18 protein-coding genes are annotated in these 17,352 nt (G+C 45.0%); 8 read left to right on the plus strand and 10 right to left on the minus strand.

Going from position 1 to position 17,352, the window contains the following annotated elements:
* Positions 1 to 957: DUF7507 domain-containing protein (locus tag RIM23_RS00085; RefSeq protein WP_446363364.1), on the minus strand; the 957-nt coding region annotated here is incomplete at its 3' end.
* A gap of 1,641 nt (positions 958 to 2,598) precedes the next feature.
* Between RIM23_RS00085 and RIM23_RS00090 the strand changes: the two genes are divergently transcribed.
* Positions 2,599 to 2,727, plus strand: a complete 129-nt coding sequence (locus tag RIM23_RS00090; protein ID WP_446363366.1) for a hypothetical protein — start codon at positions 2,599 to 2,601, stop codon at positions 2,725 to 2,727.
* Between the two features lie 26 nt (positions 2,728 to 2,753).
* Here RIM23_RS00090 and fabF read toward each other — a convergent pair whose 3' ends face one another.
* Both fabF and acpP read right to left on the minus strand, forming a co-directional pair.
* Positions 2,754 to 4,010, minus strand: a complete 1,257-nt coding sequence (gene fabF, locus RIM23_RS00095) for a beta-ketoacyl-ACP synthase II (protein WP_446363368.1) — start codon at positions 4,008 to 4,010, stop codon at positions 2,754 to 2,756.
* Between the two features lie 64 nt (positions 4,011 to 4,074).
* Positions 4,075 to 4,323, minus strand: coding sequence for an acyl carrier protein (acpP, locus tag RIM23_RS00100; RefSeq protein WP_446363370.1), 249 nt, complete (start codon positions 4,321 to 4,323; stop codon positions 4,075 to 4,077).
* Positions 4,324 to 4,573: 250 nt separating this feature from the next.
* On the opposite strand from acpP, the gene RIM23_RS00105 reads away from it, so the two are divergent.
* Positions 4,574 to 5,197 carry a hypothetical protein gene (locus RIM23_RS00105; protein ID WP_446363372.1) on the plus strand — a complete coding sequence of 208 codons (624 nt, stop codon included), beginning with the start codon at positions 4,574 to 4,576 and terminating at the stop codon, positions 5,195 to 5,197.
* Positions 5,198 to 5,257: 60 nt separating this feature from the next.
* Here RIM23_RS00105 and RIM23_RS00110 read toward each other — a convergent pair whose 3' ends face one another.
* A complete protein-coding gene (locus RIM23_RS00110; RefSeq protein ID WP_446363374.1) occupies positions 5,258 to 6,319 on the minus strand; it encodes an adenosine deaminase in 1,062 nt (353 codons plus the stop codon).
* A 45-nt stretch (positions 6,320 to 6,364) separates the two neighbouring features.
* Complete coding sequence (locus RIM23_RS00115; protein ID WP_446363376.1) at positions 6,365 to 7,924, minus strand: SagB/ThcOx family dehydrogenase; 1,560 nt, start codon at positions 7,922 to 7,924, stop codon at positions 6,365 to 6,367.
* Positions 7,925 to 8,553: 629 nt separating this feature from the next.
* Here RIM23_RS00115 and dcm point away from each other — a divergent pair.
* A complete protein-coding gene (gene dcm / locus RIM23_RS00120; protein WP_446363392.1) occupies positions 8,554 to 9,864 on the plus strand; it encodes a DNA (cytosine-5-)-methyltransferase in 1,311 nt (436 codons plus the stop codon).
* A gap of 190 nt (positions 9,865 to 10,054) precedes the next feature.
* Here dcm and RIM23_RS00125 read toward each other — a convergent pair whose 3' ends face one another.
* Positions 10,055 to 11,119 carry a potassium channel family protein gene (locus tag RIM23_RS00125; protein WP_446363394.1) on the minus strand — a complete coding sequence of 355 codons (1,065 nt, stop codon included), beginning with the start codon at positions 11,117 to 11,119 and terminating at the stop codon, positions 10,055 to 10,057.
* A gap of 81 nt (positions 11,120 to 11,200) precedes the next feature.
* Here RIM23_RS00125 and RIM23_RS00130 point away from each other — a divergent pair, with 81 nt between their 5' ends.
* Together RIM23_RS00130 and RIM23_RS00135 are read left to right on the plus strand one after the other, a co-directional pair.
* Positions 11,201 to 11,341 carry a hypothetical protein gene (locus RIM23_RS00130; protein ID WP_446363378.1) on the plus strand — a complete coding sequence of 47 codons (141 nt, stop codon included), beginning with the start codon at positions 11,201 to 11,203 and terminating at the stop codon, positions 11,339 to 11,341.
* Positions 11,342 to 11,431: 90 nt separating this feature from the next.
* The gene (locus RIM23_RS00135; protein ID WP_446363380.1) at positions 11,432 to 12,115 is read left to right on the plus strand and encodes a class I SAM-dependent methyltransferase; all 684 of its coding nucleotides are present in this window, start codon (positions 11,432 to 11,434) and stop codon (positions 12,113 to 12,115) included.
* A gap of 91 nt (positions 12,116 to 12,206) precedes the next feature.
* Here RIM23_RS00135 and RIM23_RS00140 read toward each other — a convergent pair whose 3' ends face one another.
* Positions 12,207 to 12,788, minus strand: coding sequence for a Uma2 family endonuclease (locus tag RIM23_RS00140; RefSeq protein WP_446363382.1), 582 nt, complete (start codon positions 12,786 to 12,788; stop codon positions 12,207 to 12,209).
* 297 nt (positions 12,789 to 13,085) lie between these two features.
* Here RIM23_RS00140 and RIM23_RS00145 point away from each other — a divergent pair, with 297 nt between their 5' ends.
* Positions 13,086 to 13,349: a hypothetical protein gene (locus RIM23_RS00145; RefSeq protein ID WP_446363384.1), complete on the plus strand. Its 264-nt coding sequence runs from the start codon at positions 13,086 to 13,088 to the stop codon at positions 13,347 to 13,349.
* 603 nt (positions 13,350 to 13,952) lie between these two features.
* Positions 13,953 to 15,341, plus strand: a complete 1,389-nt coding sequence (locus RIM23_RS00150; RefSeq protein WP_446363396.1) for a GTP-binding protein — start codon at positions 13,953 to 13,955, stop codon at positions 15,339 to 15,341.
* A gap of 46 nt (positions 15,342 to 15,387) precedes the next feature.
* Here the strand turns inward: RIM23_RS00150 and RIM23_RS00155 are convergent, their stop codons facing one another.
* Both RIM23_RS00155 and era read right to left on the minus strand, forming a co-directional pair.
* Positions 15,388 to 15,684: a hypothetical protein gene (locus RIM23_RS00155; RefSeq protein ID WP_446363386.1), complete on the minus strand. Its 297-nt coding sequence runs from the start codon at positions 15,682 to 15,684 to the stop codon at positions 15,388 to 15,390.
* Positions 15,685 to 15,936: 252 nt separating this feature from the next.
* The gene (era, locus tag RIM23_RS00160) at positions 15,937 to 16,893 is read right to left on the minus strand and encodes a GTPase Era (RefSeq protein ID WP_446363388.1); all 957 of its coding nucleotides are present in this window, start codon (positions 16,891 to 16,893) and stop codon (positions 15,937 to 15,939) included.
* Positions 16,894 to 16,970: 77 nt separating this feature from the next.
* Here era and RIM23_RS00165 point away from each other — a divergent pair, with 77 nt between their 5' ends.
* The gene (locus tag RIM23_RS00165; protein ID WP_446363398.1) at positions 16,971 to 17,111 is read left to right on the plus strand and encodes a glycine zipper domain-containing protein; all 141 of its coding nucleotides are present in this window, start codon (positions 16,971 to 16,973) and stop codon (positions 17,109 to 17,111) included.
* On the opposite strand, the gene RIM23_RS00170 is transcribed toward RIM23_RS00165, so the two are convergent.
* Positions 17,112 to 17,352: hypothetical protein (locus RIM23_RS00170; protein WP_446363390.1), on the minus strand; the 241-nt coding region annotated here is incomplete at its 5' end.

Consider the following 17,352-nt stretch of genomic DNA (forward strand, 5'->3'; position numbering starts at 1 on the left):
GGTATCTGTATCACCACTGACATAGTTGACAACTACACCTTGGTCATCGCTGACATTGACGTTGGATAGACCGATGTTTCCGGCATTGCTAACACTGTATGTCCAGGTTATGGGAGTTCCTTCCAGGATTTCTTGACCATCTGCACCGTTGGTGACTTTATCGATAGAAATGCTGGGGTCAGCACCGAAGTAGTTCCCATCGTCAGTATCAGTTACACCTTGATCAGAGGTAGCTGTAGCCGTATTAGTTTGTAGTCCAGCTTCCCAAGTCGTCGTGTAAATATGGGTATAAGAATCGCCTACACCTAAAGATGCAATAGTAACGGTAGTTCCAGGATCTGCTCCATTGAGGTCATAGAGATTATCATCTAAAACAACATTGGTTAATTCAACATCGCCTGTATTTCGAGCAATAATCCGAAACTGAACGTTAGTCCCTTCAACAATGTCTAAGGCTTCGGCGGCGGTGTCTGCATCGTACCACGTTTGACCACCATCAAAGGAAACCTCTTTTTCTATATCAATGGCTGGAGAATCCGGGTTAGGAGGGGGATCACCAATATCTAAGATAAAACCTCCCGTCTTCGCACTTTCTGAACCACCATCAGTGGATTGAAGACGAATATACCAGTCTGTACCGTTGAGAATTTGGCGAACTAAGTCTTGAGTCGGATCAGTATTTGTGTCTAAACTGGTTGTTGAAGAGGTAATTAAAAAACTGGCTTCCTGAACAATACCATCACCAGAACCTCCTAAATTAAACTGGACTGCTGCATCATAAGGGGTATCTACACCTCCACCGGAAATATTGATGACTCCAAAATTACCAGTAACTACATTTTGACCAATCGTGTAGTCAATAGTTGGGGTTGCTGAATCTGTCGTGATGTTACTAATATCTAAACCTAAAGAACTGATCAGACTATCATTGCCAATATCAAAGGCAACGCCGATCATGTCCTCAGTGCCAGAGTTGGAAATATCATCGACACTTAAGGTGACTTTAATGTCATTTAAACCGTCACCATTAAAGTCTTCGCCATATTCAATGACGATTTTAATCCGTTCATTCAGATGCGCCGAGTTGCTCGTTGAAAATGTCTTGGTAGATGGTATGTGTCGCCATAGTACGCCTTATCCAATGAATAATGTTGTCACAAACTGACTTACTTCGCGAGTCTTGCGAAAGCCAGGTTATTGGGAAAATGGTCAAGGCTTATACATTCCGAGATCTATGAGTTGTGCTAAGATAGATCTCAAGAAAAGATACAAAGCCCCTCAATCAAGGTTGGTCAAGGCAAAAAGCCAACCTGTACTCAATAGTAAATACAAACTAATGTTGGGTTTAAAGGTGTCTATTTCTTTAGCTTTATGTTCAGCAGGTTTCTCAGAATCGGCTAATCCTGAGATATTCTGCCTTGGCTTTTGCAGTCGTGGAACCTGGTACGTTCTACGGCTGCATTATTTGGGCTAAGGACAATAGACGACAACCAGATAAGCTGGGTTTGTAAACTTTTGTTAATCCTCCTCGATTTATCTTAAACCGATATCCATTGTTTTGGCAACCTTTTTTAGATTAAATCTTTTTAATTTGATTGTTTCTAGTGTCCCATAGATTTTACCTCCGAGTTTTTAATTCGGTTTGCTATGCTCAGATGCTTGAAGATTTGACGATACCCTGGGAAACTAACGATAAAGGCAGTCAAGCCAGTCTGTCGTAAATCAGTTTTACCAGAGTGGTAAAATCGCAATCCTTTCTAGATAAGTGTTTCAGCCTCCTTGTTTTCACACATCATTTAGATGGGCGATAGCGATCATGAGTTTTTATCTGACTTACCTAACATATTGAACCTTAAAGGTGAAAAAATGGTGAAGATTGGAAATTTTTTTTCGGATTTGAATTGAGCCAATTTTCCATACCCATTCTGTTGGCTACAGCCGATAACAAGACTATAGCCATACTCAGTTGTTGTACTTTTTATCAGCACGTTATAGCTAGGGATACCCTCTCTATTGCCCGTTGTCAATGACTACAGACGATAGAACAAAGCCCCAAAGATCTCAATGTTTTTACCGGGAAAGGAAAGTGATGGAAATAATACCTAAATGATACGACTAAGGAAACAAGCCTGGGAATAGTGTATTACGACTGTCTTTCACGCAGAGACGATGCATGGACAGTTCGGTATCAAGTGTTTTGGTATCAGATATAGGAAGACAAATCATTACCTAGCACGCTGAGGTCGAGAAAGGTTCAGTGCAGAAAGAAGAGAGATGAAAAACGGGTGTCCGGTTTTTTGATGGCTTTGAGCGCTTGCGCGTTTTGAGCCATGAGCTTGCATCAGTTTTCCATGTATCTACGTCTCCCTGAGCTTGACAGTTGTGCCACAAACCTCCGTGGATAGAGATTTGTGATGATAAACATTAGTATATATCTAAAGGAGGCGATCGCACAATATCTTTTTCGAGAACTGAAGAACGATGGGGGAGAGGGGGATGTGGCGAAGATCGCTGATAGGAGGGAGATAGAGAGATAAGGATATGGGGGAGTAGGGGGTTGCTCATTCCCGAATCACCACAACGGCGCGATCGCGTAGGGTGATTGCCGATGCTGTCGTGGCGCCAAAGGCAATGGCAGGGAGTAAAAACCCTGAAGGGGCACGGCAGTGCCGTACCCCTTCGGAACCTGTCCAAATTAATGGAGGCGTTGAAATCGCGATCGCTTGATCGCGAAGACAGCGCCACTGAGAACCTTAAGCTGATCTGTACTTCTTGAACACCAATGTGACATTATGACCGCCAAAGCCAAAGGAATTTGATAGCGCCACATCGACTACCTGCTGACGGCTTTGATTGGGCACATAATCTAGATCGCAGTCTGGATCAGGATTTTCTAAATTAATCGTCGGCGGAATTTGGTCATGGGCTACCGCCAAGACTGATGCCACGGATTCGATGCCTCCAGAACCTCCTAACAGATGACCTGTCATGGATTTGGTGGAACTCACGGCAATCTTGTAGGCATAATCGCCCAAAACTTTTTTAATCGCCGTCGTTTCTGTGGGATCGTTAACGGGTGTACTCGTCCCGTGGGCATTAATATAGCTAACGGCTTCTGGCGGCAATCCAGCATCCTTGAGTGCCAACTGCATTGCCCGGATTGCCCCTTCCCCACCGGGTACGGGTGAGGTCATGTGGTAGGCATCACAGGTCATGCCATAGCCGACCATTTCGGCATAAATATGGGCACCCCGACTGAGGGCATGTTCCAATTCTTCCAACAGTAGGATACCCGCACCTTCACCCATAACAAAGCCGTCGCGATCGCGATCAAAGGGACGACAGGCATGTTCGGGGTCATCATTGCGGGTAGACAGGGCTTTTGCCGAGGCAAATCCCGCCACGGATAAAGGTGTCACGGCGGCTTCTGTTCCCCCACAAATCATCCCTTGGGCATAACCCCGTTGAATCAAACGAAAGGCATCCCCCACCCCATGGGCGCCAGAAGCACAGGCACTGACAGTAGAGGTATTGGGTCCTTTTGCCCCCGTATGAATTGCCGTGAGTCCGGCTGCCATATTGGCAATCATCATCGGAATCATAAACGGGCTACAGCGATCGGGACCACGAGTCAAGTAGACCTCTTGTTGGTCTTCCAGGACTTTGAGCCCGCCAACCCCGGTGCCAATGATCACACCCACCTGTTCTGCGTTCAATTCATTGATGACAAACTTCGCATCTGCGATCGCTTGTTTGCTAGCCGCGACTCCAAATTGGGCAAAGCGATCCATCCGCTTGGCTTCTTTGCGATCCATATAGTCATGGGGATTAAATCCCTTGACTTCGCCAGCAATACGACAGGCATGGCGGGAGGGGTCAAATCGGGTAATTGTACTAATCCCATTACGCCCACTCAAGAGTCCATCCCAATACTCTGCCACAGTATTACCGATGGGAGTGATCGCGCCCAATCCTGTAACAACAACGCGCTTGAGTTCAATGTTTGTCATGATGCCAATAAAACCGGGCAACTGCCCGAGAACGCAGAACTTTTTTCAAAAAGACAACCGCTAATTACGCCGCCGCTTCTGTTTTTTCGCTGATATAGTCTACCGCCGCTTTGACTGTGGCAATATTTTCGGCGGCTTCGTCTGGAATCTCGATATCGAACTCTTCCTCCAAAGCCATGACCAATTCCACCACGTCCAGGGAGTCGGCGTTGAGATCATTGGCAAAGTTGGCGTTAGGCTTTACGTCATCGGGTTCAACTTCCAATTGTTCCGTAACTATTTTTTTGACTCTATCGAAAATTGCTTGGTTCATCTACTCTATACCTCAACCGAGTTGCTAGAACGTGATCAATTGGTTCGTTTGCATTTTCTCATCTTATCCGAAAGGGGGATCATCAAACCCATCGGTAGCCGCTTCTCCAACTGGCATCCAGTTGGGCTACTCATCATATCATGTTCATGGTACTCCTACTCCTTTGAGCCAGCTAAGCCAGCTATAGGATACTTCTGCTCCTTTGAGCCAGCTATGTAGCCATCAACAATCACCAATCAACAAGCTGATCATGTTAACCGCGCTCACGGTCATTCCCTTACGGACAGTTGGTTTGATTCTGGGGAAGCTCGCGATCGCTTCCCTAGGAGCTTGTCTGCTCTACATCTTATTATTTTATGGGCTACGCTCCATTTTTCGGAAGTTTGAGAGCGATATTGCCCTAGTCACCCTGAATGTCTCCGCTTATCCCATTCTGACGATTTTCATTCTGGTCAGTTTGAAGGTTGCCTTTGCGGATTTAGATGCTGGAGATACCCCTAGCTGGTTTGAACGTCTGCTGACGGCGATTATTATTGTGGCAGTCAGTTATTGGTTAATCCAGTTATTCATTCAAGTTTTCATCTACTACCTCAAAGATTATGCCCGACAAACTGAAGCAATGTGGGATAATGTCCTGTTCCCTCTCTTAGAAGGCGTTGTCCCGTTTGTGATTTTCATACTGGGTAGTGTTTTCGTTATGCAATCCTTTGGCGTTGATTTAACCGGAATTTGGGTCACATTAGGGGGGGCGACGTTTATCATCTGGTTTGCGGTTAAAGATATTTTAGCTAATTTTTTTAGTCGCGTGAGTAGCGAAATTTATCAAGAAGTGATGGCACATATTAAAGATGCTTACCCCAAGGTTAAACCCTGAAAAAAGATAAGGTGGACGGTAAGTAGGTGGACACAATTATTGATGCCAGCGGTTCTGCCCCTAATTTTTGGTTCTGGGTGTACCATTGGCGGCAACAACCTCGTCTCTAGAATTTTCCAGCAATCCGGTTAATAGAGAGGCGGGATGCTGTTTATGGGGCCAAGCAAAGGCGTGGCGAAAGGCGGCATCTTGACAGGCTTGCATTTGCTCAAAATCAATCACATCTTGGGTTAATAGGTTTTCGTACTCAAAGGGTAAGCGCACATTATTTAATCCCGCGTTATCGGTGCAAATAGCAATATCAACCCCCGCATCAAAACAGGAATCAAAGACCACTTTCAGTTGATGAATATCATCGAGTGTTCCTGTTTTTAAGTAGGTTGTGGGACATATTTCTAAACATTGCTGTCGCTGGGCAACTTCTTTTAACAACTCTGGATATTTTAAGGGAATATGAATGCCATGACCAATTCTCATTAAATATGGCAAGAGTTCTGGATAACAACCGTCGGTGGTTTCGTAGAGATGACCGGTTGTATTAAGACCGAGCGATCGCGCATACTGATAGAGTCCCACAAATTCCTCTAATCGTTCACCATAATGAGCATCTCCTCCCGCCAAATCCACCCCACATACATAGTCCTTCCTTTGGGCGGCTAGATCAACAATTGCCTTATTCACCCCATAGGGAAGCCGTGAATGCATACAGAGAATCTGACTCGTCACCATCGGATAATCATTTACCTGACTAGCTTTTCCGACAATCTCCACAATCTGCGCCATCTGATCAATCCGTTCCGATTGACTTAACTGTTCCGGCGTGCGTAAATAAGGCGTATAGCGAAGTTCTAAATAGGCTAAATTCTCAAAGATATACGCGCCGCGAATTAAGCGATAGATAAAATAGGGTAAGCTTGGCGCTGTTTGGACATGTTCCACCAACGTGTGCAGTTCCAAATACTCATCCAATGTATTGCGCGATCGCGTGTAAAATTCCTCAAACTCCTCATAGTCAGCAAATTTCTGGGTTAACGGATCACTTTGGCGTTGAAAATATCGCCAGAGAATCCGAGGAACCACTGAACCCCCCAGATGACGGTGTAACTCAGCGTATAATGGCATACAATCTCCTAGTAAATGTGACAAATGACAAATGACAAATAACCATTAACTTCTCGGACGCCCCAGGGTAGTAATATAAAGAACCGCCTCATCAGGAGGAATCCCTAAAACTTCATTCACTTGATCATCAAAGAACCCACCAATACCACTTACACCCAATTGTAAATAAATCGCCGCTAAATTGAGCCGTTGTCCCAGGTGTCCCGCATCCAGATGCAGGTAACGATAAGCGCGATCGCCATACTTCCCCACAGCTTCCTGCAAGTCGGCTGTGTGAAAGAGAACCACACTCGCATCCCGCCCTAACTCTTGTCCCAAGCACAAATAGTGTAATTCCCGGCGGAAGTTCTTAAAGCGAATTTGCCTTAATTCTTGGGCTTTCGGTGCATAATAATAGCAGCCTTCCTCTAAACCTGTTACCCCAGAAATTGCCACAAAGGTTTCAATTAAGCTAAGATCAAAATAATCAGGATAACTCTCAAATCCTTGCTGGCTGTACTGTTGAGGTTGGTAGGTAAAATCAAGCAGCAATTTAAGTTCATCTAAGGTGAGGGTTGCACCATTATAAGCGCGAGTTGAGCGCCGTTTGAGAATCGTATTTTCTAAAGCTTGAGGCGCATATCCTTCCCTGGTAATACTTCCCCATTGAATCGGTGGTGTAGCGGTGGAGACTTTGGTGCAGAAGGGAAAATTATACTTGTCTTCACCTAAGTTTTCCGACTCTGAGTCATCGGATGATGGCGATTCAATTTTTTCCTTATCCGTCGGTTCAATTTGCGTTGCTTGGTGTAGGTAAGCTAGCAACTCCCCATCAGGAAGTTTGGGATAGTCAAACTGTGTCGCTGACGGTAAGACAGTGGGTTGAGAGAGGCTATTTTGTCCCTGGAGTTGATCGGCGAGGGGAACAACTGCGATCGCGCCCTCTTGTTCCGGGTTAAGATAAAGCAGATCATTCACCTTTTGATCGACAAAGCCACCAATCAGATAGGGGCGATACCCCGTTAACGCACCAGCTAGTTCAATATTACCCAACAAATGACCCGTATCCAGAAATATCCGGCGATAGGCGCGGTCTTCATAGCGCCAAGCCGAACGATAAAATATAGCTGTGGTGATTATCGCCAGTTCCGTTGTCTCTAAGCTAGGATGCTGGAAACAGGCGTCTTGTAGCGCCAACCAAACCTCGCTATCCCAAAAATGCACCAGAGAATGGTTCGGACACTGATAGTTATAGAGTCCTGGCGGTAAGATAGAAGTACCCCGAGAAATTAAATAGACTTCCGCCGGATACAATCCCCCCGCCGACGGCGCCGCCCTTAAATAAACGGGAGGTCCAATCATCGTTTCCATCTTAGCGGTTAAGCCATAGCTGCACAAGAGCAACCGTGACAACCGCCACCAACGTTTCCCCGGTTCCTGGGTAAACCCTTGGGGATCTTCTTTGAGATAGGGCTTCAGGTCAATATTCGTCCCCAGTTTATACTCTTTAAAGGGTATTGGTTGATTGTCCCAGTCTAGTCGCTTATTTTTGGACGCGATCGTCTCCGGATCGTATTTGGTACGCTCGTGATAATGTTGCGCGATCGATAATTGTGGGTTGGACATCGTTTTTCCCGGTTGGTTTTTGCTCTGGCTTTTATCTAGAAGTTTTTAATAGTGTCCTTTCGGCTCGTCAAAACAGAAACCCACTCAACCTTCATAGCTCAAAGTTTTACCCTAGTGGAATGGGTCAGAAGTTAAGGGTTGATGGGCATGGACTTGGAGCCGTATAGGGGTGAATCATTTCCAACCTAAATAATAAAACATCCCTGGATAGAATACAAAATTGAGTTGATCAATTTTAGGGGCGATCAACCGGATTTTATCGTCTGCAGCGTGAAGAAATGGTCTTCTGTGATGCCTAATTGCTAGATGAAGAGTCGGTGTCATCCCCTAAACTGACTTTCTTGATTATAGGATAAAAAAATACGGACATCGATTGAATTGTAAGGAATCTGGCTTAAGCTGAAAATCAATACGGGCAAACCTTTGAGGTGTGTCCTCTCTGGAAGAAAACTGCTTCACCCTCATCCCCTAACCTCTTCTCCATCCCCCCCCAGCCCCCCTTTGAAAGGGGGGAGGGAGAAGGAGAAGCATCACAAAATTATTTTTTATTGTTTTTTAGTAGTTTTTTAAATCAAGCAAATTATCAGCAAGTTTCCCAAAAATAATGATTACAATTATCTAGATTGAGTATGATCAAAATCCGGTTTATTGATTTATTTGCAGGCATAGGTGGGATGCGCCTAGGCTTTGAACAAGCTGCTGATTCCTTAAACTGCAAAACTGAATGTGTTTTAGCGAGTGAAATCAGTGCAGATTGTCAATGGGTTTACCAAAATAATTTTAACCATGAGATCTTAGGAGATATCCGGGCAATTAACCAATTACCGCCCCACGACTTTTTATTGGCAGGTTTTCCTTGTCAGTCTTTTTCCTACGCGGGGAAGAAGGCAGGATTTGGAGACACGAGAGGAACATTGTTTTTTGAAATATTGAGATTAATAGATACCTGTAAACCTCAAGCCTTAATATTTGAAAATGTTCGCGGTCTTTATAGTCATGATCAGGGTAAAACTTTAGCAACAATCAAGCATGAAATTAAAAATCGAGGATATAGCTTCGATACATTTCTATTAAACAGTTCTAATTTTGGATTACCACAAAACCGGGTTCGCCTGTATATGGTCGGTATTTTAGGAGCTTCACCAAAGTTCGAGTTGATTTCTGATGTGGGTTCGCCCGATTCCCATTCTTATAATTGTCAGCAGCTATCTTTATTTAATCCATTACATAAACCTGTTGCTGTGGCTGATATATTAGAAGATAATCCTGATTCTAAATATGATTGTTCGCCTGAGTTTGTTGAAGCCCTAAAAACCCGGTTAAACAACAATTTAATTCAATTGCATGGTCAGCGACTCATTGATTATCGAGGGGGAAATTCTCTGCACTCATGGGAACTGGGTTTACGGGGAAAATGTAGTCCGGAAGAAATTGAGTTAATGAACCGTTTTATTTTAAAGCGTCGGAATAAAGTATTTGGTCGTCATCAAGATGGTAAATTGCTTAGTCGAGAGCAAATCGCCAGCTTTTTTGAGCATCCAAATCTTGACCAGATTCTTGACTCACTCGTAGCCAAAAAATATTTACAAGTTGTTGATTGCAAATACAAGCCTGTATCGGGGAACTTCTCTTTTGAGGTTTATAAATTTTTAGATCCCCGTAAAATATCAGTCACGTTGGTGGCTAGCGATGCCAATCGATTAGGAATTTATCACAATCATCGAGTCCGGAGAATCACACCGCGAGAAGCCGCACGTCTCCAGGGATTTGCCGATGATTTTATTTTGCATTTTAATGATGATAAAGCGTACTATCAGTTAGGTAATTCTGTCAGTATCAATGTTGTGAAAGCTGTCGCCAGTGACGTTATTTTGAATACATTATCAGGTGAAAGCGCCAACAAAAGTTTGATCCCGATCAACTCTCTATCTGGAGGGTAATTATCGGTGCGATCGCGTTAAAAGTTACAGACATTCAGATTACAATTAAAACCCTAATTTTGATGATAGTTGAAATTTAATAAAATTCCCTACCTAAGCCTAGATAGGATCAAAACGAATACAGTTTATAACAGACAAACTCAACTTGAGGAGTTGAAGTTATGAAAACTGTTCCTTATTCCCGATTCAATCAACTATGCTTAGGTTGTCGTAGCCAGTGAGAACGTAGGGGACTGAGGATGCGATTGAGTAGGCGAATTTGTTCGGCTGTTCCCATGCAGATGAGTACATCTCCAGATAGTAGCGGGGTTTCACCATTAGGTCCAGCAATCAGATTGCCATCAGCGCGGCGAATTGCCAAAACTAATGCCCCAGTTTGCGATCGCAAATTGGCTTCCCGCAGCGTTTTTCCGATAAAGGGACAGGTTTCGGCGTCAATCAGAAACTCTTCCATGTAAAACGAACGATCAGCCCCAGTGAGAATCCCATCCACAAAGTCCATCACTTGGGGTCTTAGGGCAGCCGATGCCATGCGCTTACCCCCGGTGATGTAGGGGGATACAACAGCATCTGCACCCGCACGCTGAAGCTTTTTCAGGGCTTCTTCAGAACTTGCCCGCGCGATCGCCCGAATTTTTGGGTTGAGGGTTTTGGCGGAGAGGATGGTATAGAGATTTTCGGCATCAGACGGTAACGCGGCGACTAAACAAATCGCCTTTTCGATACCCACCGCCTGCAGGGTACTATCTAAAGTCGCATCCCCTTGGGCAACAATATAACCCAACTCCCGCGCCTCCTCTACCTGATCAACTTGAGAGTCGATCGTGACAAACTCAATCCCCTCAGCCTTAAATTCTAGGGCAATCTGACGCCCTGTACGTCCAAAGCCGCAGAGGATGTAGTGGTTATCTAAGGTATCAATCAAGCGTCGTCTTTGCCTCAGTCGAATTCCTTGTTGAAAGTAGCCTTGAATTAGGGCTTCTGTAAAGCGATTGACAATATAACCAATGGCGACAAGACCCATTAAAATCAGGGAAATAGTAAACAGGCGTCCGCGATCGCCCAGAGGATTTGTCTCTCCATAGCCAACCGTCGCCAGAGTAATGATCGTCATGTAGGCAGCATCCGACCATGACCACCCCTCCACCAGTTTGTACCATAACGTACCAATTAGAGCGACTCCCAAGAGGGCAAGTCCACCACCAATCAGTTCTTTGCGCAAACGTTGATATTTCTCTTCCAGGGTTGAGTACAAGGAGACGAATGATTGATAACTATTCCCATAATCGGCTACTTTCACTTTAGGATAAAATTTTCACATTGCGTCCCTGGAGTAATGATGGCATTATCTGACCAAATTAGGGCAGATGGGGGAGTTCGTTGGTGTATTGGTTTCGCCAGTGGTGATGCAACGGGTTGGGTGGGGACAGACTGGATCGAGGATATCATGCTACGAACCGTGGCACCCCCAGGTTGATGACCAATGGGTGTTCGTTTAAGCCTGTAATAAGGTTTGCTTATCACCATAAATCTGAGAAAATCCAAGAAGTCTTTATATTAGAAAAAGATGTTTGAACAACAACCAAAACAGCTACGACAGAAGGTGGATTTTTTAGCAACACAAGCTCTAGAAAAATCTGATCCATCAGGATGGTTTGAAATTCTTTATTCCCAAGCAAATGGTGATCCCCAACAAGTACCGTGGGCGCGTTTGCAAACCCATCCCTATTTCCAAGATTGGCTAGATCAAAATAAGCCAAAAGGAAATAATCCCTCAGCTTTAGTCATTGGCTGCGGATTAGGCGATGATGCAGAAGCATTGGCTAGATTAGGTTTCAACGTGACAGCCTTTGATATTTCCCCAACTGCGATCGCATGGTGTCAGCAACGATTCCCCAACTCCCCGGTTACCTACGTTGTGGCTGATTTGTTCGCCTTAGATCCGGCTTGGCGTCATCAGTTTGACTTGGTATTAGAATGTCGGAATATCCAAGCGTTACCGTTAAATGTACGAGCAACTGTGATTGATGCGATCGCGTCTTTAGTAGCTAAGGGAGGAACTCTATTAGTAATCACCCGATTTCGCCAGACAGATGCTGAACCCGATGGTCCGCCTTGGGCGCTTTCTGACAGGGAACTTGCCCAATTTCAGGAGTTAGGATTAGAGGAAGTTCATCGGGATAGCTTTATTGAAGCAGAGAACCCTTCTGTACAACAGCTTCGGATTGAATATAGGCGATCAAGACAGTAGAGGTAAGCCGACTTAATAGCGAAACCCTTAATATACTGTAGGGTGGGCATTGCCCACCAGCATACCAGCCAGTGTCATTCGACTTACTATTTCAATCAGATAAAATTCCGGTCAAATCCAAGACAAATTCAGGCAGAATTGATTCTCCTGATAATGTCGTCGGCTGATTAAGAGTTTCTACAGCTTGATTAGGGCGATAAATTTCTACATTTTGCATCTGGGGATCAATTAACCAACCCAATAGTAAACCATTTGCCAGATACTCTTGCATTTTTACCTGAATATCTTCTAATTCGTCGCTCAAAGAACGTAACTCTACTAAAAAATCCGGACACAGGGGGACAAACTTTTTCCGTTGTTCTGGGGTTAAAGCTTGCCAACGATCTAATCGTACCCAAGCCGCATCAGGAGAGCGAATAGCACCATTAGGTAAGCGAAAACCTGTAGACGAGTCGAACCCTTCACCTAAACCACTTTGTTGATTCCAGAGCCACAGTTGACCCGTCAAGCGTAAATTTCGTCTTCCGGTATCACCACCAGTTAATGCCATAACGACTAATTCTCCCTGTGCAGTTCTTTCCAATTTTAAGTCTCGATTGGCGCAGCAAATCTGCTCAAACTGTTCATCGGTAAGGGTGAGGGTGGGACGTAAATTTAAGGTGATGGCTGTCATAGCGTTTTCGATTATAAGCGGTTACTAACATGATAGAAAATTTGCCGGATGGGGGATGCGATCGCATCTTTGATGGCTAAAGAGGGAATTTTGTTAGTAATCACGCGATTTCGCTATACAGACGTTGAACCCGATGATCCACCTTGGGCGCTGACTTGAGAAAGTATACGAGAGTGTAGCCGACTCAAGCCGTCTGGCTAAATGCAATGCAGCTATTTCATCCCCCTGATAAATCCCCAAGGATTTAACCATAGCTGTGTTGTAAAATTGAAAGAGTCATTACCCATAAAGCTATCTATGCTAAGAACAGTTGAAGGCGTTTATCAGAACGGACAAATTAAGCTAGCTGAACTCCCACCAGATGTGAGCGATCGCGCCCAAGTTTTGGTTACTTTTTTGGAAGCCGGAAAAATCAATCCTGAACAACTGCGCCAATTGATTGATCAATTAGAAACAATTGCAGGTATCCAGCAAGGTTTGGCTGAAGTTGATGCCGGAAAAACTCGCCCTATTGGAGATTTTATCCAAGACATTCAGCAAAACTATGGCATTTCAGGTTGAAATTACCCCGATTGCTGAAGCTCAGATTGAGCAATCCTATCGTTGGTTAACATCAATACTATGTAGAGTGTTTTAAAGTCTAAAAAGTTAATTTTGAATTGGAGAAGATTCATCGCATTTCCAAGAAGCTTTTCTAGCTGCTTCGTTTTTCGATGCTTTGTGACTCACTCATAATAACTCCAACTTTGTCTCTCCTCTAGCTAGATTACATCTATCATAGAGCCAAGGACGCTAGGATCGAGGTAAACTCAACCCTAGCGCAGGAGGTTTGACAGTCCCTAGACTAAAGTACGAGGGATTCTGCCGACAGAACGTATTCGTTCCCGCTGCGACCGTCAAACGCCGCCTAGCCAGTCAGTTAGATATCCAACTTTCTGGTTACTTACCGTCCTGGTGCTGTCCGCTTTTGGCGGGGTGTCTCCACCAGGGGTGTTAGTACAATTTTACGACAAGAAAATAAACAATAAAGGAAAAAATGGGCGAACATAAGCGAAACGTGAGCATTCCTCCCCGTTCTGGGGACGCGGGGTTTCCTGTTGGGGAGGATGCATTATGATTTTGACGAACAATTCTCCCGGTTCCAACCAAGACTGGGATTGGGCGATGTGGAGTGTTGACGCGGTTCAGGGGGAACTCCACTACAAACGCGCCCAAGACTCCTTGCGTGAGTTAGTTCGCAATCTTGATTTAACTCCCCAAGAACAAGCGGGGTTAGAGTCGGAAATTGGGGATTTAGCTAATCTCTTGGACAAACTCGAACATAGTTGTGTGCAAATCGCTGCCTTTGGTATGGTAGGACGGGGTAAATCCTCGGTACTGAATGCGTTATTAGGACAACCTGTGTTTGAAACTGGGGCGCTACATGGGGTGACTCAGAATGCTCAAACCGCCAATTGGCAGTTAAGTCAGGAAACCTTGGCAAACAGTGCTCACGAAATCCTGCGGGTGGCGTTACCTAGTATTGGGGAATCCCAAATCCAGTTTATTGATACGCCAGGGATTGATGAAGTCAATGGGGAAACCCGTGAGGCGTTAGCGGTAACTGTTGCCAGACAAGCAGATCTGATTCTATTTATTATCGCTGGGGATATTACCAAAGTCGAATATGAAGCCCTGTCTCAATTACGAGATAGCGGTAAGCCAATGCTACTTGTCTTTAATAAAATTGACCAATATCCCGAAGCCGATCGAGACGTGATTTATCGTAAAATACGTGATGAACGGGTGAAACAGTTGCTCTCCCCCGCCGAGATTGTCCGGGTGGCGGCTGCACCTTTAGAAGCGGTAGCTGTACGTCGTGCTGATGGTAGCCGCGCGATTCAACGGCGTCTGGGAACCCCTCAGATTGAAGAATTAAAGCTAAAAATACTAGAAATTTTGCACCGGGAAGGTAAATCCTTAGTCGCCTTAAATTCGATGATGTACGCGGGTGAGGTGAATGAACAACTGGTGCAACGGAAAATGGAGATTCGGGAAGAAAGTGCCAATCAGATGATCTGGAAAGCTGTGATGACCAAAGCCGTCGCGATCGCACTCAATCCAGTTACGGTTCTGGATCTACTCACAGCAACGGTTGTAGACGTGGTGATGATTCTAGCATTATCTCGCCTCTACGGTATCTCCATGACCCAGCAAGGTGCTGTGGGATTGCTTCAGAAAATCGCCTTGAGTATGGGGGGAATTGGTGCGAGTGAACTGTTAGCGACATTGGGATTAAGTAGTATTAAGGGATTGCTAGGGCTATCTGCACCCGCTACAGGTGGTGTTACCTTAGCGCCTTATCTGTCTGTCGCCATGACTCAGGCGGGTGTCGCGGGTGTTTCTACTTATGCAATTGGACAAGTGACAAAAGTTTATTTAGCCAATGGTGCCTCTTGGGGAGAAGATGCACCTAAAACTGTAGTTAGTCGCATTCTGGCGTCGTTGGATGAAACCTCTATTCTCAATCGGATTAAAGGAGAATTGGCAGCGAAATTAGGTGGTACGCCTTAAGCATGTAGAGACGTAACATACTACCTCTCTACATGAATACATAACTCTAGTTAACAGGCGTCTCATCTACCTGAGAATTAGGTTGCTCAATACCCTCAATCTCTGGGCGAGGTTCACTCTCAGCCGTTGGATTCACATCCAGTATCGGCTTCCCTCCCGATTGTCGTTGCAGGTTCTCCTCCGCTTCCGGATTTTCATCCTGGAGAGTGCGAATTTCTCGCTCTAATTGCTGCCATCCCTGCTCGAAAAATTCTTGAGCCGGCGTTCTAGCTTGAGCCATTGCTTGACCCGCTATGCCAATTGTGGTCACAACTGTAGTCAGTATAACAATTGTAAATTTCATCGCGATCGCTCTCCTTAAGATACTGTTGCAGAATGCCGAGTCTGAAACCATTCCCGCCTTACCCTGAACCCATAAGAGTTAGAAAAGTTATCCTGCTTCAGAACAGGTGAATTTACCGCTCTGGAGTTGACGTCTATCAACCTTTGTGATACTAATTCTAGCTTAAACTTGATGACGACAGCTATAACTCAAAACTCTACCTGTTCCCTGGTAAGAGTTCCCTGTTCCTTGACAAATGACATAAACGAATAACTATTCCTCCAACCGATACCCCAACTCTGCTAATCTCAGACGAGATTGTCGCCATTTAGGTTGCACTTTGACAAATAATTCTAGATAAACTTTACCCGCAATTAACTTTTGGATTTGCTGACGCGCCTCCGAACCAATGTTTTTCAGCATACTGCCCTTTTTTCCAATTAAAATTCCTTTTTGCGACTCCCGTTCAACGTGAATCGTGGCGAGGATGCGGGTAATTTTAGGTTCTTCTTCAACGACATCAATCGTAATCGCAACGGAATGGGGAACTTCCTGGCGAGTCAACAGCAGAATTTGCTCTCGAATTAATTCTCCCATAATAAAACGTTCGGGTTGATCAGTGACTAAATTCGGCGGATAATAATAAGGACCTGGTTCTAGCCGATCAATTAACTGTTCCTGCAAGGATGCCAACCCGTCACCCGTCAGGGCAGAGAACTTTATCACCTGCCAATTGTGGGGATCTGCCAGTTGATGATACCCTTCATCTAAGTCTTTCCCTGGCGATTGTAAATCCGATTTGTTAATACCTAGAATTACAGGTGTTGAGGTTTGAGTGAGTAGATTACTAATGTAGCGATCGCCTCCTCCTGCTGGTGTCGCTCCATCCACCACAAACAGCACCACATCCACCGCTTCAATCGCAATCTTAGCATTTTGTACCAACACTTTCCCCAATTGATGATGAGGCTTGTGGATTCCTGGCGTATCCACAAAAATCATTTGGGCATTTTCTGTGGTAAGAATACCCTGTAAGCGGTTGCGGGTGGTTTGGGCGATGGGTGACGTGATGGCAATTTTCTGTCCCACCAATTCATTCATTAACGTCGATTTACCCACATTCGGGCGTCCAATAATACCCACAAAGCCAGATTTAAATCCCTCTGGGGCTTGAGGAATCATCACGGCGTCTGCGTCGGGGATTAAGGTAAAATTGTTGCTGTTTTCCATTTTATAATCTTATAATTTTTTGAGCGACAAAAGCTTTAATACAATTCTAGTCATAACATTAGAGACGAATATGGCACATCTGTCTAACTGTAGGGGCGGGTTTAGGGACAATTTTAGGGGCGGGTTTAGGGACAATTGTAGGGGCGGGTTTAGGGACAATTGTAGGGGCGGGTTTAGGGACAATTGTAGGGGCGGGTTTAGGGAATCAATTCAGCTAGTTACCGATAACTGAACAACAAAACCCGCCCTCCCCACCGATAACTGAACAACAAAACCCGCCCTCCCCACCGATAACCCAACAACAAAACCCGCCCTCCCCACCGATAACCCAACAACAAAACCCGCCCTCCCCACCGATAACCCAACAACAAAACCCGCCCTGATTCAGGTTCGTAGTCAGGGATGCGAGCCCTTAATCTTGTTGGGTTTCCTGCGTCAACCCAACCTACAACTCTCCCT

The organism is Coleofasciculus sp. G3-WIS-01 (assembly GCF_040223135.1).
In the GTDB taxonomy this organism is placed as follows: domain Bacteria; phylum Cyanobacteriota; class Cyanobacteriia; order Cyanobacteriales; family Coleofasciculaceae; genus Coleofasciculus.